Source organism: Brevibacillus brevis, from assembly GCF_031583145.1.
In the GTDB taxonomy this organism is placed as follows: domain Bacteria; phylum Bacillota; class Bacilli; order Brevibacillales; family Brevibacillaceae; genus Brevibacillus; species Brevibacillus brevis_E.
Map to the genome: position 1 here is coordinate 526,962 of NZ_CP134050.1, position 19,379 is coordinate 546,340.

General features: G+C 53.4%; 16 protein-coding genes. 14 read left to right on the plus strand and 2 right to left on the minus strand.

The features are described from left to right. The first annotated feature begins 111 nt into the window (after nucleotides 1-111). From RGB73_RS02805 to RGB73_RS02830, 6 genes are all read left to right on the plus strand, one after another. Nucleotides 112-1,758, plus strand: coding sequence for a peptide ABC transporter substrate-binding protein (locus RGB73_RS02805; protein ID WP_310768970.1), 1,647 nt, complete (start codon nucleotides 112-114; stop codon nucleotides 1,756-1,758). Between the two features lie 138 nt (nucleotides 1,759-1,896). Next, nucleotides 1,897-2,154 (plus strand): hypothetical protein, encoded by a 258-nt coding sequence (locus RGB73_RS02810; RefSeq protein WP_310768973.1) that lies wholly within the window; start codon nucleotides 1,897-1,899, stop codon nucleotides 2,152-2,154. A gap of 12 nt (nucleotides 2,155-2,166) precedes the next feature. Further along, nucleotides 2,167-2,673 carry a hypothetical protein gene (locus tag RGB73_RS02815; RefSeq protein WP_310768975.1) on the plus strand — a complete coding sequence of 169 codons (507 nt, stop codon included), beginning with the start codon at nucleotides 2,167-2,169 and terminating at the stop codon, nucleotides 2,671-2,673. 160 nt (nucleotides 2,674-2,833) lie between these two features. Then, nucleotides 2,834-4,204: a M28 family peptidase gene (locus RGB73_RS02820; protein WP_310768978.1), complete on the plus strand. Its 1,371-nt coding sequence runs from the start codon at nucleotides 2,834-2,836 to the stop codon at nucleotides 4,202-4,204. A gap of 197 nt (nucleotides 4,205-4,401) precedes the next feature. Beyond that, on the plus strand, nucleotides 4,402-6,090 hold the full coding sequence (locus RGB73_RS02825; RefSeq protein WP_310768980.1) for an N-acetylmuramoyl-L-alanine amidase: 1,689 nt from the start codon (nucleotides 4,402-4,404) through the stop codon (nucleotides 6,088-6,090). A 12-nt stretch (nucleotides 6,091-6,102) separates the two neighbouring features. Then, entirely contained in the window at nucleotides 6,103-6,645 is a 543-nt protein-coding gene (locus tag RGB73_RS02830) for a GerMN domain-containing protein (protein ID WP_310768982.1), read from the plus strand. A 75-nt stretch (nucleotides 6,646-6,720) separates the two neighbouring features. Here RGB73_RS02830 and RGB73_RS02835 read toward each other — a convergent pair whose 3' ends face one another. Continuing rightward, complete coding sequence (locus RGB73_RS02835; protein WP_310768985.1) at nucleotides 6,721-6,921, minus strand: DUF378 domain-containing protein; 201 nt, start codon at nucleotides 6,919-6,921, stop codon at nucleotides 6,721-6,723. A gap of 186 nt (nucleotides 6,922-7,107) precedes the next feature. Between RGB73_RS02835 and RGB73_RS02840 the strand changes: the two genes are divergently transcribed. The 6 genes from RGB73_RS02840 (at nucleotide 7,108) to RGB73_RS02865 (ending at nucleotide 14,915) form a co-directional block, all read left to right on the plus strand. Beyond that, a complete protein-coding gene (locus tag RGB73_RS02840) occupies nucleotides 7,108-8,058 on the plus strand; it encodes a phosphate ABC transporter substrate-binding protein PstS family protein (RefSeq protein ID WP_310768989.1) in 951 nt (316 codons plus the stop codon). 209 nt (nucleotides 8,059-8,267) lie between these two features. After that, nucleotides 8,268-9,158, plus strand: coding sequence for a phosphate ABC transporter permease subunit PstC (gene pstC / locus RGB73_RS02845; RefSeq protein ID WP_310774080.1), 891 nt, complete (start codon nucleotides 8,268-8,270; stop codon nucleotides 9,156-9,158). 1 nt (nucleotide 9,159) lies between these two features. Next, a complete protein-coding gene (gene pstA / locus RGB73_RS02850; protein WP_310768990.1) occupies nucleotides 9,160-10,050 on the plus strand; it encodes a phosphate ABC transporter permease PstA in 891 nt (296 codons plus the stop codon). A gap of 15 nt (nucleotides 10,051-10,065) precedes the next feature. Beyond that, entirely contained in the window at nucleotides 10,066-10,839 is a 774-nt protein-coding gene (gene pstB, locus RGB73_RS02855; protein ID WP_310768993.1) for a phosphate ABC transporter ATP-binding protein PstB, read from the plus strand. A 342-nt stretch (nucleotides 10,840-11,181) separates the two neighbouring features. After that, nucleotides 11,182-12,303 carry a response regulator gene (locus tag RGB73_RS02860; RefSeq protein ID WP_310768996.1) on the plus strand — a complete coding sequence of 374 codons (1,122 nt, stop codon included), beginning with the start codon at nucleotides 11,182-11,184 and terminating at the stop codon, nucleotides 12,301-12,303. Between the two features lie 185 nt (nucleotides 12,304-12,488). Further along, entirely contained in the window at nucleotides 12,489-14,915 is a 2,427-nt protein-coding gene (locus tag RGB73_RS02865) for an EAL domain-containing protein (RefSeq protein ID WP_396136165.1), read from the plus strand. Between the two features lie 70 nt (nucleotides 14,916-14,985). Here the strand turns inward: RGB73_RS02865 and RGB73_RS02870 are convergent, their stop codons facing one another. Continuing rightward, complete coding sequence (locus RGB73_RS02870) at nucleotides 14,986-16,998, minus strand: methyl-accepting chemotaxis protein (RefSeq protein ID WP_310769004.1); 2,013 nt, start codon at nucleotides 16,996-16,998, stop codon at nucleotides 14,986-14,988. A gap of 206 nt (nucleotides 16,999-17,204) precedes the next feature. On the opposite strand from RGB73_RS02870, the gene pstB (RGB73_RS02875) reads away from it, so the two are divergent. Further along, the gene (pstB, locus tag RGB73_RS02875; protein ID WP_310769008.1) at nucleotides 17,205-17,957 is read left to right on the plus strand and encodes a phosphate ABC transporter ATP-binding protein PstB; all 753 of its coding nucleotides are present in this window, start codon (nucleotides 17,205-17,207) and stop codon (nucleotides 17,955-17,957) included. 115 nt (nucleotides 17,958-18,072) lie between these two features. Then, nucleotides 18,073-19,356 carry an arsenic transporter gene (locus RGB73_RS02880; RefSeq protein WP_310769010.1) on the plus strand — a complete coding sequence of 428 codons (1,284 nt, stop codon included), beginning with the start codon at nucleotides 18,073-18,075 and terminating at the stop codon, nucleotides 19,354-19,356. The last annotated feature ends 23 nt before the right edge of the window (nucleotides 19,357-19,379 follow it).

Genomic DNA, 19,379 nt, shown 5'->3' on the forward strand with positions numbered 1-19,379 from the left:
TAATGATCTTTATAAATAAATAAAAATTTATTAAATCAATCTAAAACATATTTAAAAATAATATAAAAGCATGTATATTGATAAAAGATTTAGAAAAGGGGGATAAATGGCATGAAAAAGAATGTTTTCGTAGCAATGAGTTCCATCCTCGTACTTGGTGCAGCCCTCGCTGGTTGCGGCGGCAATGCAGCGAAGCCAGCAGACACTGGCGCTAGCCAAGGAAGCGCTCCAGCAGCAGAAAAGCCTGCATCTGGACCGAAAGTACTGCGTGTGAATCTGCACTCCGAGCCGCCGACAGCGGACCCGGGCATTGCAGAAGACTCCACTTCCGGTACGATCGTTCGTGCAACGTTCGAAGGTCTGACCCGTACGGGAGAAGACGGCAAAGTACACGAAGCCGCTGCGGAAAGCTACACGGTTTCCGAAGACGGCAAAACATATACATTCAAACTGCGTGACGCAAAATGGAGCAACGGCGATCCGGTAACAGCGAAAGACTTCGAGTACGCTTGGAAGCGCGCTCTGGATCCGAAAACAGCCTCCAACTACGCGTACCAGCTGTACTACATCAAGAACGGTGAAGCTTTCAACAAAGGCAAAGCCAAAGTAGAAGATGTCGGCGTAAAAGCACTGGACGACAAAACGCTGGAAGTTACCCTGGAAAATCCGACTCCATTCTTCACGGAGCTGACCGCTTTCTATACGTACTACCCAGTGAACCAAAAAGTAGTGGAAGGCAACGACAAATGGGCAGCTGACGGCAAAACCCACGTAGGTAACGGTCCGTTCAAGCTGGAATCCTGGGAGCACAAAAACAAGCTCGTTCTGGTGAAAAACGACAACTACTGGGATAAAGACAAAGTCAAATTGGACAAAATCGAATTCTCCATGGTAGAAGACGAGAACACCGAGCTGTCCATGTTTGACAACGGCGAACTCGACTGGGCTGGCTCGCCGACAAGCTCCCTGCCGACAGACGCGATCCCGGCTCTGAAAGACTCCGGCAAAATGAAAACTCAACCGATCGCGGGTACGTACTGGTACAAGTTCAATACGGAAAAAGCTCCGTTCAACAACGTGAAGATCCGTAAAGCGTTCACATATGCGATCGACCGTCAATCCTTGATCGACAACGTGCTGCAAACCGGACAGATCCCAGCTACCGGCGCAGTTCCGCCATCCATGGCACTGAACAAAGACGGCTACTTCAAAGACAACGACATCGAAACCGCGAAGAAGCTGCTGGAAGAGGGTATGAAAGAGGAAGGCCTGACCAAGCTGCCAACCATCACCCTTTCCTACAACACTTCCGAAGCGCACAAAAAGATTGCGGAAGCGATTCAAGACCAATGGAAGAAAAACCTCGGCGTAGACGTGAAGCTCGAAAACAAAGAGTGGAAGGTGTACATCGAAGATCTGCACCAAGGCAAATTCCAAATCGGCCGTATGGGCTGGCTGGGCGACTTCAACGATCCGATCAACTTCCTGGAGCTGTACAAGGATAAAAAAGGCGGCAACAACGACACGAACTGGGAAAATCCGAAGTACAAAGAGCTGCTGAACCAATCCGCTCTGGAGAAAGATCCAGAGAAGCGCAAAGCAATCCTGGCACAGGCCGAGCAAATCCTGATGGACGACATGCCAATCATGCCGATCTACTTCTACACCGATTCCTGGGTCCAAAACGACAAGGTATCCGGCGTGGTTATCGACGGTCTGGGCGCAGTCGACTACAAAAACGCGGACATCGCACAATAATCGAACAAGGTTGATGAGGAGAGAGGCGCCTAGCGTGCCTCTCTTCTTTTTTTGGAATCTCATGGACAAATGACCAATCCATCCGGCCAATCCCGACATAGAGTGAAAAGAACAAACTGTCACACGGAGGGATTCGCTATGGATATTGGCAAACTGCTCAGTCTTGTAAAGTCGATACCAAAAGATAAGCTCAAGTCGGATGCCGGACTCAAGGAGGTCATCCGCGATCTGGGCAAAAAAATGGGCAAAAACTTTACCGAGCAGGAATTGAACAGCTACGTAGCCCAGTTTCGCACGATGGCGAGGACCGAAAATGTCGGCAGTCTCATGAACAAGCTGTCCAAAAAAGGCGTGGACATGAAGGACCTGAACAACTTGAAAAAACGCTTTAAGTAACGGCTCGAAAACATGGAGGGAGGTGGGACTATCGCAGTCAAGACGAAAAAGAGACAAAAGCAGGCCGTCTCCCGCGACCAACTGCTTGAGACAATGAACAAGCTTGCGCGTGACCACAATTCCGCCAATGAACAAGTGCTTCGCGAAATGGTTCACGTGCGCCAGGAACTGCAGGACGTGAAGAATACGCTGGGACGGATGAGCAACAAGTCGAGCTCTGGGCCGAGGCGCAGCCTGTTTTTTGGGCCGCGTCGCCGTTCGCCTGCACAAAATGAGTTGATGGCAAAGCCGAAGCCGGCGTTCAGTCTGGAAGACCTGCTGCCGCTCTTGCCTCACCTAAGTGACGCGTTTCCGCAGCTGAAGAACCCCAAAGTGGCGGAGTCCATCAAGGTGTTGTCCAATCCGGCAGTGATGGCGATGATTCAGCAGTTTATGGCCAATGGCGGCTTGAGCATGTTGACTGGTAAACAAGTAGAAGAGGTAAATCGTCGGGAGAGACGAGGGTTGTTGTTCCGGTAAGGGACACGAAGAGGCGTTGGCCGACAAACGCCTCTTTCTATTGCAACGAAACCTGTCAATTGGTGATTGAAAATGTCAGACAATTACGTCTATACAAACTATTTGCATTCAGACATAATGATATGCGAATGGAAAAATTCTTTTTACCAGGAGGACAAGCATGCTGAAAAAATCGGTAATTCCTTTCTGTCTCATCGCCAGCCTGACGTTCGGAATGACTGCTTACGCCCAGCCTCATCCATCGGACAGTGCGTTTGACAACAAGATCGTAAAAAGAATTAAGGTCGACAACATTTATAAAACGATCAAGGATTTGTCCGAAGAGCCGAGAGTGGCAGGGACGGCCTCCGAGCGCAATGCGATCAAATACATCGAAAAGAAGTTCCAATCGTACGGGTATGAGACGGAAAAGCAAGCGTTTGATTTTTACAGTTATACGGGACCTACCGATGTAGCTTTCTCTGTCAGCGGGTTTGAAGATACGGATTGGGAGCTTGGCACTTTTACATATGGAGTAAACGGAGACGTAAGCGGAGAGCTGGTGTACGCCGGATTGGGCAGGGAAGAGGACGTGGCCGATCTGGATCTGTCCGGAAAAGTGGCGCTGATCAAGCGCGGCGAAATTCCTTTCTCGGAAAAGGTCAAGAACGCAGCGGAAGCGGGTGCCGAAGCCGTCATCATCTTTAACAATGCCTCCGGGGTGATCAACGGGACGCTCGGAGGGCCGGACGATGGCTATGTTCCTGCCTTGGCGCTGACACGGGAGCAAGGAGAAATGCTCCTGGAGAAGCTGGAGGAAGGCGAAGAGCTGACGGCGTCCGTCACCGTCGAGGGAGCGGAAACGAAGGAAAGCACCTCCTACAACGTGATTGCCACCAAAAAGCCGGATAAGAATAAAGACAACGGGCAAATCGTGATCGTCGGCGCCCATCACGATTCTGTGGAAGGTGCCCCGGGAGCAAACGACGATGCTTCCGGTACGGCTACTACGCTGGAGCTCGCCCGTGTGATGGCAAACATGCCGACGGATACGGAAATTCGCTTCATCACGTTCGGAGCGGAGGAGAACGGACTCTTGGGCTCCTATGCGTACGTAGAAGCGTTGTCTGAGGAAGAAATCGAAAGTACGGTCGGCATGTTCCAGATGGATATGGTGGGCAGCCGCGATGCAGGCAAGCTGATCATGTACACGGTAGACGGCGAGAAAAATGTCGTCACAGACCTTGGAGCGGCAGCGGGTTCGAGATTGTCCGAGACTGTCAATTACGGACAGGAAGGGCGAAGCGACCACGTCCCGTTTGCGGAAGCAGGCATTCCGGCCGCGCTGTTTATCCACGCGCCCGTGGAGCCATGGTACCATTCGCCTGAGGACACGATCGACAAGATCAGCAAGGACAAGCTGCAGGAGGTGGCAGAGATCGTCGGTGCCGCCGTTTACCAAATCGCCCGTCCGGACACACCTGCCCTGGAAAACGCTCACGTCGCACCGAGACCGGTCGACTATGATTTTGAAGAGAGAGAACTGGAATAGAATACGACTTCATGCCTCGGAAAAAGTGCCGGAATTCGGCACTTTTTTTTGTTGGCCGCAAAATAGCAAAAAGGGATGTCGATTTTGGTTCCAAAAGACTACAAACTTTACAGATCAACAAGCGTCTAATAGAATGGTGAACGTTGCACGATAGCTGAAGCCAAGACAACAAAACAGACATCACGGAGGAGGTCAGGATGAAAAGACGATTGTACCTTCTGCTGCTATCTCTGCTGGTCCTGCTGTTCATCCCCGGCTGGGCAGCGGCGGCAAGCAGTGCCAGGGAGGAAAGCGTCAACCTCATGATCGGTGGACAAGCTGTATCCCCTGAGGTGCCGCCAGTGATCAAAAGCGGCCGCACCCTCGTTCCTGTCCGGGTCATAGCGGAAGGGCTCGGTGCGAATGTAGACTGGAACGAAGCAGCACGAACCGCAACGATTTCGAGGGGAAACCAGCAGCTAACCCTCACGCTTGATTCGAAAAAGGCCGTATTGAACGGCAAGCAGGTAACGCTGGACACCCCGCCCGTCATTTCGAAGCAGCGCATGCTCTTGCCGCTGCGCTTTGTCGGGGAGTCTCTGGGTGTGACCGTGGGGTGGGACAACAGCACCCGGACCGTCATTGCCAACGAAACACCCCAGATCGAGTTGAACGGCAAAAAGCCGGCGCAGACGATCAATGCTTACCGGGTAGCTGACACCATGTACATATCCGCGCAGGCGGTAGCCGATCAGCTTGGGCTGAAGGGGATGCAATGGAAGCGTCCGGAGGCAGGCAAGACGATCGACGACCAGCTCGTGCTCCCGGTGGATCGACTGGAATCGGAGCTTGGGGGCTCCTTTACCTGGAATGAGAAAAAGAATACGCTGGAAATCGAGCGTGTCAACCGCCTGACCGAAGTATCCCAGGAAGGGGATACCGTGCGGATTGATACGTCGCTTCCTGTCCGGGCCGATTCTTTTGTGCTGGATGGTCCGGCGCGAGTCGTACTCGATTTGCCGGGAACGGTTCTGGACGATGACCTGAAAGAGCTCAGCCGCGAGAGTGACGACGGTGTCGTCACCGTCAAGAATGCGGAAGAGGACGCAGTAGATGCAGCGCTGGATGAAGAGGCGGATGAAGATCAAGTGGATGGAGAAGAACCGTCTGACTCTTCGGACGAGCAGGCGGCAGAAGCAGCCCAGCCTGCAGAGAAACCGCTGATCGCCTCTCTGCGTTACAGCCAGTACAGCAGTTCTCCCGATACTGTACGTGTCGTCATTGAGCTGAATAAGAAGAGCCAGTATAATGTGTCCTATACGGATCGCGGCCTGGAAGTCACTTTGAAAGCGAAGCCCCAAAAAACCGGCTTCCTGATCGTAGTGGATGCCGGTCACGGCGGTAAAGACCCGGGTTCATTGGGAGCTGCGGGCAACCACGAAAAAGATTATAATTTGGCGGTAGCGAACAAGGTTGTTGCGCTGCTGAAGCAATACAAGGAATTTCAAGTCGTTCCGGTACGCACAACAGATGTTTTTTACGAACTGTCGGAGCGCGTAGCGATCGCGAATGAAAACAATGCCGATCTGTTCCTGTCGATTCACGCCAATTCCTTTCCGAAGCCGACGGCGGGCGGTACGGAGACGTTCTACTACAATGCCAACAGTAAAACGTTCGCTCAAATCGTCCACAAGCATTTGCAGGGCGCAACCGGCTTTACCGATCGGGGCGTCAAGGCGACAGGCTACTACGTCATCAAGAACACGAAGATGCCGGCCGTTCTCACAGAGACGGGCTTCCTGTCCAATCCGACCGAGAATGCGAAGCTGACGGATCCGGCATTCCAGGACAAGATCGCCAAGGCGCTCGTAGACGCCATTCGCGAATACTATCTGTCGTACCAGTAAGGGAGGCATTCGATGAAACGACGTCACATGATTTGGATGGCAGCACTGGCCGTTCTGCTCGTCGCAGGATGTGGCCAGAAGGCTGCACCGGCACCGCAGCCACCGGCGCAGCAGACTCCGGGATCGAATCCTGCACCTGAGACAACCGAGCCAAAGCTGACCAAGCAAACCATTTCCCTCTATTATTCCGACAACAATCTGATGGAGCTGCAGAAGGAAGAGCAAGAGATTTCCTTTGCGGAGAACATCGAGAAGTACAAAAAAGCGATCGAATTGCTAGGGAAACCGAAAAATCCGGACGAGCATGTCGGGCTCTGGACCGATTTCCACTATCACTCGGTCACCTTTGACAACGGGACCGTGACAATCGACGCCGACAGCAAAAACCAGTACAACATGGGATCGAGCGGCGAAGGAATGGCGCTGGACGCCATCAAGCAAACGCTCTTTCAATTCCCGGAAGTTAAGCAGATCACCTTCCTGGAAGACGGGAAAAAAGTAGAATCGCTGATGGGCCACGTAGATGTGTCGGAACCATTGACGAGAGACAAGTGAGTGCATGAAGCGAAAAAGCGGCAACAGCCTGTTACACAGGCTGTCGCCGCTTTTTTTGCGTGCCGGGGGCCGCATCTATGCGTGCTCCTGCTCCCGATCACCTACGAAGAGCTTGATGGCATAGATGCCGGCAAGCCCTACGAGCACATAGACGATTCGGCTGATGAGCTTGTCCGCTCCCCCGAACAATGTGGCAATGAGATCGAAATGAAAAAGACCGATGAGTCCCCAATTCAAGGCACCGATAATCACGAGCAGCAAGGCGAGCTTGTCCACAAACCAACACCTCCCGGCTAGATTACGTGCATTATGCCCGATTTCTCCCGACGACATTCGACCATTTTTGCATCTTTAAAAAAGCTTAACAATGGCAACACAAAACAACAACATTCGGCCTGTATAGTTTGTTCTTGTAAGAGAGAAAAAAACAAACCGAACCTATTTAAGGAGGATTTTCATCCAATGAAAAAACTCAGCAAAATGTTTATGGCATTGACATTTGTGGGTGCACTTCTCGCAGGATGCGGAAGCAACAGTGCAGCGCCAGCACCAGCCGGACAATCGACTGAGCAACCATCGACTCCAGCTCCCGATGCCAATCAAAACAACTCGGGTTCCACTCAAACCAATTCCGGTGAGCCGGTAACTGCTGTCGGTTCTACCGCTTTGCAACCACTGGTCGAACAGACGGCCAAAGATTTCATGGCGAAAAACCAAGGCGTGCAAATCCAGGTGCAAGGTGGCGGCAGTGGTACAGGTCTTAGCCAAGTAGCCAGCGGTGCTGCAACCATCGGTAACTCCGACATCTTCGCGGAAGAAAAACAAGGGATTCCAGCAGGCGAGCTGGTCGACCATAAAGTAGCTGTAGTCGGTATGGCAGCAGCGGTAAGTCCGAAAGTGAAAGTAGACAACTTGACCAAACAACAACTGATCGACATCTTCACAGGGAAAATCACGAACTGGAAAGAGGTAGGCGGCGATGATATGAAAATCACGCTCGTAAACCGTCCGAAATCTTCCGGTACTCGCGCGACGTTCCACAAATTCGCTTTGGATGGCAAAGAGGAAGCGGAAGGCATCACAGAGGATTCTTCGGGTACTGTCCGCAAAATCATCTCCGAAACTCCTGGCGCAATCGGCTACCTGGCTCTGTCTTACTTCAACGATTCGGTAAAAGCTTTGAAACTGGACGGAGTGGAAGCGACACCGGAAAACATTGCAACCAACAAATATCCAGTCTGGGCATATGAGCACATGTACACCAAAGGCGAAGCAACTGGCAATGCAAAAGCGTTCCTCGAGTTCATCCTGTCTGACGAAGTTCAAAAGAAAACGGTAACGGAACTGGGCTTCCTGCCGATCACCGACATGAAAGTAGAACGTGATGCGGAAGGCAAAGTGACTCAGAAGTAATTTCATAGGCAGGAAAAGCAAATGAGAGGGGTGGGGGCGCTTCCCCCTCCTTTTGCTTCGTAGATCAAATCAAATCGGGCAAGATCTTGAACGGGAGGGAGATTATGAACCGTCGTAGCGAAGGGGCAACGATCGTCATAGAGAAAAATAAGGTCGTGGGCGAAAAACAGAGGTCTGACAACGAGCGCCAATCGCTGATTGCGCGAAAAATGCTGACGAGAAGCAAGCGTCAGTTTACCGAAAACATCACCGGTAAGACCGTCGCAATGGTATGTGCGGGTTTGCTGGTCATTGTCGTCTTGTCGATCACGTATTTCATCGCTTCCAAAGGGCTGTCCACCTTTTTTGTCAATGGGGTGAGCATCAGCGAATTTTTGACGCAGCTAAAATGGGATCCGGAGGGTGAGCCGGCGAGATATGGCGTGTTCCCGTTTATTCTCGGATCGTTTCTCGTCACTGCGCTTGCTGCGCTCATCGCGGCTCCGCTGGGGATCGGGGCAGCCATTTTCATGACGGAAATTTTTCCTGGCTTCGGCAAAAAAGTGCTGAAGCCGGTCATTGAGCTTTTGGTAGGGATCCCGTCTGTCGTGTACGGCTACGTGGGCCTCACGCTGCTCGTACCGTTCATTCGGGAGCAGTTTGATGTCCTGGGCTTCAGCCTTCTGGCAGGGGGATTGGTGCTTGCGCTGATGATTCTGCCTACGATCACCAGTGTCGCTACGGATGCGATCGAGGCCGTTCCCCAGGATTTGCGGAATGCTTCGCTGGCGCTAGGTGCTACTCGCTGGCAGACGATCTGGAACGTCGTCCTTCATTCCTCGCTCCCGGGCTGCTTGACGGCAGTCGTGCTCGGGATGGCGCGTGCCTTCGGCGAAGCGCTCGCGGTACAAATGGTCATTGGAAATACGACGAAGCTGCCTGGAAGCTTGCTGGATCCGATCAGCACGCTGACGAGCGGGATTACCTTGAACATGGGCAATACCATCCAGGGAACTCCTTACAACAACGCTCTTTGGTCGATGGCTCTGCTGCTCTTGGTGATGTCCTTTGTCTTCATCATGATCTTGCGTCTCCTCGGCAGAAAAAGGGTGGTGAAGTAACGTGAGAGCACGAGTGATGGACCGCATCGCCACCGGCGTTTTGACACTGATCGCGGTACTGATTATCGGTGCGCTGGTGGGCCTTCTGGGATTCATTTTGACCCAGGGCTGGCACAAGCTGAATCTGGACTTTCTCACGTCGCCTCCCAACATCGTCAAGGCAGGCGGGGGGATCGGTCCCCAATTGTTCAACTCACTCTATCTGTTGGTACTGACGATGCTGATCGCCTTGCCTCTCGGCATCGGCGCAGGGATCTACATGGCGGAATACGCGCCGGACAACAAGTTTACCCAGTTTATCCGGATGAGCATCGAAGTGTTGTCTTCGCTGCCGTCCATCGTGGTTGGCCTGTTCGGCCTGCTCGTTTTCGTCAACATGACCGGATGGGGCTATACGCTGTTTTCAGGGGCGCTCGCCCTGACGGTATTCAATCTGCCGCTTCTGGTCCGTGTGACGGAGGATGCGCTGCGCAATGTTCCCCGCAGCCAAAAGGAAGCCAGTCTTGCTCTGGGGATTACGAAGTGGCGGACGATTGTTTCCGTGATCCTGCCTGCAGCGCTTCCCGGCATCATTACAGGAGCGATTCTCGCTTCGGGCCGCGTGTTCGGGGAGGCTGCAGCCCTGCTCTTCACGGCGGGCATGTCTTCTCCCAATCTGAACTTTACCGACTTTACGCTTGCCGGTCCGACATCGCCGCTCAATCCGTTCCGTCCTGCCGAGACGTTGGCCGTCCATATTTGGAAGGTGAACAGCGAAGGGCTCACGCCGGACGCGCGCGATGTAGCCGACGGGGCAGCCGCCGTATTGATCATTGCGGTGCTCATCTTCAACATCTCCGCCCGTTGGTTCGGCACGTGGGTGTACAAAAAGATGACGTCGGGATCCAACTAGGGAGGAGAGGTAGCCATGTCCGTACTCACCAAGCAAGACACGATCATTCAGACACGCGACGTCTCCGTCTACTATGGAGAGAAGCGCGCCGTGAACAAAATCAGCATGGATATCGAGCGAAATTCCGTCACAGCCTTTATCGGCCCGTCCGGGTGCGGGAAGTCGACGCTTCTGCGCAGCCTGAACCGGATGAACGACCTTGTCCCGAATTGCCGCGTGACGGGCTCGATCATCGTCGACGGCATCGACATCAATAGCGAACAGGTCAATACCGAAGGGTTGCGCCAGGTCGTCGGAATGGTGTTCCAGCGGGCCAATCCGTTCTTCAAATCGATCTATGAAAACATCGCCTTCGCGCCGCGCTTCCACGGCATCAAGGACAGGCGGGAGCTGGATGAGCTCGTAGAGTCCAGCCTGCGAAAGGCCGCCCTCTGGGACGAGGTCAAGGACCGCCTGAAAGATTCGGCTCTCTCGCTCTCCGGGGGACAGCAGCAGCGCCTGTGCATCGCCCGAGCGGTCGCGATGCAGCCTACGATTTTGCTCCTGGATGAGCCGGCTTCCGCGCTGGACCCGATCTCGACCATGAAGATCGAGGAGCTGATCACCCAGTTGAAGGATGAGTACACGATCGTGATCGTGACGCACAATCTGCATCAGGCGGCGCGAATATCCGAGAAAACGGCCTTCTTCCTGTTGGGAGAGCTGGTTGAGATGGATGAGACGTCCAAAATCTTCACGTCTCCTGAAAATGAAAAAACGGAAGCGTATATCAGCGGACGTTTTGGATGAATAGGCCAATGGCTTATCGCTAGAGTTCTAGTGATAGGCCATATTTGTTTTGCCCCGTTCCCGCGAGCCGGGGGAGCGGCAGATTCCATTCCTTTCCCCTATTGACGGAGTATGACTCTTCCATTTACGCTGGAAAACACGAAGGGTAGGAACTCCCTCGCGCAGCTGCATCTTTTTGTTTCAAAATATTCGGTAGTGTTCGGGTAGCAGATACGTTGCAAAAATATCCAACGGCGGAAAAGTGTCCGTTTGGTCATGAATATAGGCGTACGATTCGGGAAAGACGTGGGGTGAAGTCGCAAATCCAGCTTCGACTGCCGATCGGGAAAGTGGTGATTTCACATGAAAGTGTTCATCGTTGACGACGAACCCCTAGCGCTGCTTCACTTGGCTGAAAAGCTCAAACGCATAGGCGGTGTAGACATTATCGGAGCCTATCACGATCCATTAGAAGCCCTCGAAATGATTGCCAAAGATCCCCCGCAGGCAGTGTTTTTGGATATTCAAATGCCCGAGTGTAATGGTCTGGAAGTGGCGGAACAGATTTCGCAGCAGCTTCCCGAGGTGAAGATCGTCTTTATCACTGCTTACGACGAATACGCTGTGAAGGCATTTGATCTAAATGCGCTTGACTACCTCTTGAAGCCCATCCGACAAGACCGTCTGCTCAAAACCGTAGAGCGGCTGGTGCAGAGTAGCCAGATTCCGTACCCGCCACTCCCGTACGCCCAGCCGGGAGTTGTTCGCTGCCTGCGTTCCTTGCAATTCGAAAGGTCGGACAAGGGGCTGATCACGCTTCGCTGGAAAACGGTGAAGGCTCAGGAGCTGTTTGCGTTTTTGCTGCATCATCGGGGGACGCCTGTCAAAAAGCAAGGGATTATCGACCAATTATGGCCGGAAACTGATTGGAAAAAGGGAATGACCCAGTTGTACACGGCCATTTACCAGATCAGGAAAAACCTCAGCGAGGAAGCCATCGGGATTCAGATTATCAATTGTGATGATGGTTATTTGCTGGAGATGAACGGTGTGGGGCTGGATGTCGAAGAGTGGGAAGGGAAGCTGGATCGTGCACCCGCCATTGCCCACGAGACGTTGGACTGGCACCTGCGCCTGTTGCAGCAATACCGTGGGGACTATTTGGCGGATCATCATTTCCTGTGGGCGGAAACGGAGAAAATCCGGCTGCGGGCGAAATACCTTCAACATGCTCACGGCATTGCCCGCTTTTTGACGGAGAGTGGCAAAATTTCAGAAGCGGTTACCCACTACTTGCATGTCCAGAAAATTCTCCCGACCGAAGAAAGCATCTATTTTGATCTGATGCGCCTTTACGATCAGCTGGAGGATCGCTTTTCCGTAGAAAAGCAGTACGAGCTTTTGATGTCGATGCTCCATAGTGAATATGACGTAAAGCCGCATGCCACGGTGCAGGAATGGTTTGAAAACTGGAAACGCGGATGAAATTCCGATAAGTTCCGTTATATGTCTCGGCGTATATGCGTCGAGGCTTTTTCTTCCTCATCCTCGTTTCAAAAATCTTTCAAAACCATCGTGTATCATAGAAAAGATTGCGGACGCCTGCGTGAACGAATTTCGTACTGCTGATGAATCCGAATGAAAGCTGGTGAAAGGTTTTGCATTCTGAGATGCATGGAACATACAATAGCTTCCTTGTCATTCTTTCTTATCTAATTGCAGTTACCGCCTCCTATTCAGCTCTCGATTTGGCTGGAAGAGTAAACGTGAGCAAGGGCAAGCACCGACTCCTTTGGCTGATTTTTGGGGCGTTTTCGATGGGATTGGGGATTTGGTCCATGCACTTTGTGGGGATGCTGGCCCTTACCCTCCCGATCCAGGTGTATTACGACATGCCGCTGGTGATCCTGTCGGTTCTCCTGGCCATTTTTGTGTCGAGCATTGCGTTGTTTACGGTTACGCGGGACAAGCTGTCGGTGAAGGACCTGTTCGTCTCCGGCGCACTGATGGCGACGGGCATATCAGGGATGCACTACACCGGAATGGCCGCGATGATGGTCGACATCACGTACGAGAGCTCGCTGGTCATCCTCTCCGTGGCGATTGCGGGTACGGCCTCTATGGCAGCTCTGTGGCTCCTGTTTTATTTTCGGAAGGATCAGACTCGTTTTGCCCATTTGTATAAATTCGGAAGCTCACTGATTATGGGCGCGGCGATTGCGGGGATGCACTATACAGGGATGGTTGCCGCCCATTTCCATATGGGCCAGATGCCGATGACTCAAGTGGAGACGCAGATTAAGACGGAGACTCTCGCCTACACGATTGTTTTGGCCACCTTCTTGCTGCTTGGCGTGACTTTGACAGGCGTTTTTATCAATAAACGGTTCTCGCAGAAGGATTTCGTCATCCAGGAACACGAGAGCTGGTATCGCTCTCTCTATAAAAACAATGAGTACGGCATCATTTCCTTGGACAAGGAAGGCAAAATCATCGATATGAACCCGGCCGTCTCGAAAATTTCCGGACTGCGTGCCGAAGAGTTCATCCATCAGCACGTGTCCAGTCTCCGCCTGTTGATTTCAGAGGAAGAGAGGGAGAAGACCACGCAGCTCTTTTCTCTTTCAGATCCACAGGGACCCAACAGTTTTGAAACGGTTCTGACGCCGCCGGACGGGAAGCGAATCGAGCTCAGCGTCATGAAAGTGCCTGTGGACATCGAGAGCGAGATCGTGGGAAGCCACATCATCATCAAGGATATTACCGAGGAGAATGCCGCGAAGAAAAAAATCAAGCATCTTGCCTATCATGATGACTTGACGGGCTTGCCAAACAGGAGGATGTTCAATCTCCTTCTGAATCAGAAGACCGAAAACAGTGGTTCGGAATCCTCTCCTTTTGCCGTGATGGTGCTCGATATCGATCGGTTCAAAATGATTAACGACTCGCTTGGCCATACATACGGCGATATCTTTTTGCAGGGCGTAAGCAAACGCATCGTGGCATGCACCGAAGGAGGCCGGGTGACCGTTGCCAGAATGGGGGGCGACGAATTCACCATTCTCTGTGAAACAGGAGAGGATGGAGCGGAAGCATCCAGATTGGCCGAGCGAATCATTGAGACGCTCCAGCAGCCTTTTCATTTAAAGGATAGCGATTTTTACATCTCGGCCAGCATTGGGACGGCCCTGTTCCCCAAGCACGGTCGCGATGCGGTTGAATTGCTGAAGAAAGCCGATGCTGCGATGTACAAAGTGAAAAAACAGGGGAAAAACGGGCATCTCTTTTACACGGAGGATCTCAGCGATCAGATGATTGCGAGAGTAGAGCTGGAGAGCGACCTGCGGAAGGCCATTGAGCGAGACGAGTTGGTGGTGTACTACCAGCCGCAATTTCACGCAGAGGACAACCGCCTGATCGGAGTGGAAGCTCTTGTCCGGTGGAATCATCCTTCCAGAGGAATCTTGTCCCCCGGCGTCTTCATCCCGATCGCGGAAGAGACGGGCATGATCTACGAGATCGGCACGTGGGTTTTGCGCGAAGCCTGCCGGCAAATGAAGCAATGGCATCGGGAAGGCGGACCCTTGATCCCGGTGTCGGTGAATTTGTCGGCTCATCAATTTCACCAGCCCAACCTTGTGGAGTATATCCGGAGCATCCTGGAGGAAACAAAGCTAGATCCCCAGTACTTGGAGCTGGAAATCACAGAGAGCATGATGATGGACCCCGCCGTATCCATCAACATTTTACATGAGCTCAACAAAATCGGAACCCGGATCAGCCTGGATGATTTCGGCACCGGCTACAGCTCATTGAGTTACCTGAAGAAGTTCCCCATCCATAAGCTGAAGATCGATCGTTCTTTCATCGCAGATCTTTCGGAGAACCAAAACGACCAGGCGATCGTAGCCACGATCATCGCCATGGCCCAGAATCTCAAGCTGGATGTGATCGCTGAAGGAATCGAGACGAAGGATCAGCTCGATATTCTCACGGAGAACGACTGCAAGAAAATCCAGGGGTACTATTTCAGCAGTCCGCTGGCCGCTTCCGAAGTGGAGAAGGCATTTTTCATCCCTTCCCGGGTGTCCCAGTAACTGCATGAGCCGTTTTCAAACGAATCAAAGAGGCTTTTCGCGAGTGAAATCAGCGCGAAAAGCCTCTTTTTTAAGATGCCGTCCGGAAAAAGCGTATTTCCTGCTCCAGGTCTTCTACGATGCCGGTAAGGCGCTCCGAGTCGTGGAGGAACTGCTCGGACAGTGACAGGCTTTCCTGGTTGGCGGCTACGGCTTTGAGTGTTCCGTAGACGACTTCCTGAGCGGAGGAAGAAAGGCTGTCTACACGCTCCTGGATCGACTGGCTCTGCTCGCGGATCGAGCCCGCGAGCTGCTGGATGGAAGCAAACTGGTCGGTTAGCGTCTCGCTGATCTGCACCGTTTGCCTGAAAATATCCGCGGCCCGGCGCAAGGTATGGATACCCGCGACGGTCGCCTGGTCAGTCTCCTCCAGGCAATCGGCGACGTGCACCAACCGCTGTTCGCCCGACACGACGACTTCCTGAATCCGGGCGGTAGCTTCTTCTGTCTGTTCGCTCAGGAGCCGAATTTCATCTGCCACGATCCCGAAGCCGAGGCCTGCCTGACCTGCTCTGGATGCCTCGATCCGGGCGTTGAACGACAGCAGCTTGGTGCGCTTGGAAATTTCCGAGATCAGGACGAGTATCCCTCGGATATCGCCCATGCTTTCTTTCATCGTCGACATGGCCTCAAGAGAGGCGCGCATGTCATCCGAAATTTTTTGCATGTTCGCCTGAAGCGATTCGATGGAGGCAGCCGCCATCGCACTTTGTTTGCGGGATTCCCGATTGTGCTCTCCTGCTGTGTCCATGGACGTCGTGATCTGTTCCAATTGCTGCGCAATCTCCGCCATGATGGTATGAATCCCCTGAATTTGCTCCTGCTGGTGGTCCATCTCTTGGGCCAGCCGTTCCGATACGGCGACGACTTCGGTCTGCGTCGCGTGGGAGTGGCGCGCCCCGTTGTCCACGTGGTTTGCAACCTGCCTGACCTCTGCGATGACACTCTGGATTTTGCCGATGATCGAGCGCATCTGGCCGGACATGCTGTTGAAGCTGTCGGCTAGCTGGCGCAGCTCGTCGTTGGTCTTGACCTGCATGGACAAAGACAGATCGCCTTGGCTAAAGGCGGACATTTTTTGCTGCACTTCTTTGACCGGATTCATGATCTTGCGGACGAAGGCGTACAGCAGGGCGGCGAGCGCACCCAGTCCGACGAGCGAAACGGCGAGGATGGTGAACTGCAGGGTGCGGACCTCTCGTTTGACTTCGGATACGGATTGGACGACGATCATGCTCCACCGAAGCGCGGGGTCGAATGTGTAGGCGCCGTAGTAATCGGCATCACCCAGCTTGACGTGATCGTAACCGGACTGGCCCGCGATGGCGTGCTGGACGATGCCGAGCTGATCCATCATGGGGCGCTTTAGGGCGTAGGTCTTGTCGGGATGGGCGACGAGCTTTCCCTGGCGGTCGACGATCATGGCGTACCCGGTTCCACCGACCTTGAGCTGTCCGATGAACTCGCTGAGCTTGGGTACGGAGACGAAGGCGACGATGACGCCCACCGTTTTTTCGTCCTCGCTCTGCAGCGGAAGGGCTACCGCCAGTTTGGGAAACTCCGTTTGGGAAAACTGGAAGACGTCGGAGATGAACGGCCCTTGCTTTTCCAGGGCGCCTGTGAACCAGTCGGTCTTGCGCGGGTCGTAGTCGGCGGCAAGCGGCGAGCCGGGGAAGGTCAAATAGCGGCCATCCGTAGTCGCGACCTGGATTTCCGAAATGGTCGGGTTGGCGGCTGCGAGATCTGACAGGATCCCGAAAATTTGACCGTTTGACGGCGCCGCGTTTTTGTATGTGGAGCCAAACGACTGCAGGGCAGTTTCGATCGAATGCACGCGGCTGCTGGCTTGCTCCATGGCAGAGCGGGCGGCATCGCGCAGTAGTTGGTTGGTTTTTTCATTGAGCATGGCTTCCGATTGATTGCTGATAAAGAGTGCGGAACAGGCCATCATCGCCACGACCATGGACAAAATTCCGAAAAACAGCCGGGTGAAGATGGAACGATGGTAAACCGACGCGTGGCCTTTGCTTTTTTTTCTCGGCATATGCGTTCTCCCCTTATATGACAAAGCGTTCAGCTTTATTGTAGGGGGTTGGGATGGGGGCGTATATGGCTTGTCAGCAACATTTACCAGATCTTTACCTTGGTTAAAATCTTTATGGAAACTTAACAAAGATCACACAATGACATAACGTTGGCAAGCTATATTGGAGGGGATGAATCACGCACTTGCGAAGGAGCGAAGAGAGTATGAGTGTGATTGCAGTCAGGGAGTTGAACCTCTTCTACGGGAACAAGCAGGCTCTCTACGATATAAATCTCGACGTGGAATCCCATTCGATCACGGCTTTGATCGGTCCGTCGGGCTGCGGAAAATCCACGTTTTTGCGGACGTTGAACCGGATGAATGATTCGGTCCCCCATATCAAAATCACCGGAGAGGTCAAAGTGTTCGGTGAAGACATTTACCGCCACGGCGTGGAAGTGGAAGGGCTGCGCAAGAACATCGGCATGGTGTTCCAGCATCCGAACCCGTTTCCCAAGAGCATTTACGATAATATCGCGTACGGACCGAGACTGCACGGGATGACGGATCGGCACAGGCTCGATGAAATTGTGGAGAGCAGTCTCAAGTCGGCTGCGCTGTGGGATGAGGTCAAGGACACGTTGAAAAAGCCGGCGACAGGACTTTCCGGCGGTCAGCAGCAGCGTCTGTGCATCGCCCGGGCATTGGCTGTGCAGCCCGCCATCTTGTTGATGGATGAACCGACCTCCGCGCTCGATCCGATTTCGACGGCCAAAATCGAAGAGCTGCTGGAGGAACTCAAGGGCACGTACACCATTGTCATCGTGACGCACAACATGCAGCAAGCGGCCCGGATTTCCGACAAGACTGCGTTCTTTCTGAACGGAGAGCTGGTCGAGTTCGACACGACGCCGGCCATCTTCCAAAATCCTTGCGACAAGCGAACGGAAGATTACATTACGGGACGTTTCGGTTGATCGGGAAGTGTAGTAAAGTGATAGGAGTGGGCTCAAGGAGTCCGCTCTTTTTCTGTTAGCGAGAAAGAAGGCCAGCCAAGATCTTGGAAAAGGCCTGGAAGAGGAGAAATTTACTGTGGTCTGGATCTCATTGCTTATTTTCGCGGCGACGCTGACCCTGGTGGTCTGGCAGCCGCGCGGTTTGTCCATCGGCTATCCGGCAGTTGGCGGAGCGATTCTGGCGCTCGCTTGCGGCGTCGTGACCTTCGCGGATGTCGTCGAAGTCACATCGATTGTCTGGAACGCCACCTTCGCGCTGATCGGCATTATCATCATTTCACTCATTCTGGACGAGATCGGCTTCTTTGAATGGGCTGCGCTGCACATGGCCAGGCTGGCGAAGGGAAACGGCCGGCTGATGTTTGCCTACGTCATCCTGCTGGGCACCGTCGTCTCCGCGCTTTTTACCAATGACGGTACGGCGCTGATCTTGACCCCGATCGTGCTGGCGCAGATGCGGGCGCTGCAGCTCGATTCGAAGACGGTACTGGCTTTCGTCATGGCCAGCGGATTTATTGCCGATTCCAGCTCTCTTCCGTTTGTGGTGAGCAATCTGGTAAACATCGTCTCGGCCGATTATTTCGACATCGGCTTCGCCCGGTACGCTTCACGCATGGTGCTCCCTACCTTGTTTTCGGTCGGTGCCAGCCTCGTTGTCCTGTTCCTGTACTTTCGCAAGAGCATTCCCAAGCAAGTCGATTTGACGCAATTGAAAAGACCGCGGGAAGCGATCCGGGACATGAGACTGTTCCGGCTGTCCTGGCCGGTTCTGGCCGTCCTGCTGGCAGGCTTTTTTCTCAGCGATTCGCTTCATACGCCTGTTTCTGTCATCATCGCAGGGGCGGCCCTCGTTTTTTGCCTGGCAGCCAAGAAGAGCCCGACTGTTCAGATGCGGCGCATCGTCAAAGAAGCGCCGTGGGTGGTGGTCATTTTTTCGATTGGCATGTACGTGGTCGTCTGGGGGCTGCACAACGTCAAGCTGACGGATCTGGTCAAGTCGATGCTGGATGCCTTGATGGGGCATGGCTTGCTGGCCGTGACCATCGGAGCGGGATTCATCTCTGCGATCCTTTCATCGATCATGAACAATCTGCCGACGGTCATGTTTCACGCCCTGGCGATCGGAGCTTCCCAAGCGGACGGCGTCATGCGAGAAGCCATGATTTACGCCAATGTCATCGGCAGCGACCTGGGTCCCAAAATTACCCCGATCGGCTCTTTGGCTACGCTCCTGTGGCTCCATGTGCTCGGCAAAAAGGGCATCCGGATCACCTGGGGGCACTATTTCAAGACAGGCATCGTCTTGACCGTGCCGACCTTGCTCCTCACGCTGCTCGGGTTGTTCCTGACCCTGCATTGAGCAGGTGGATTTGACGGGAGGCG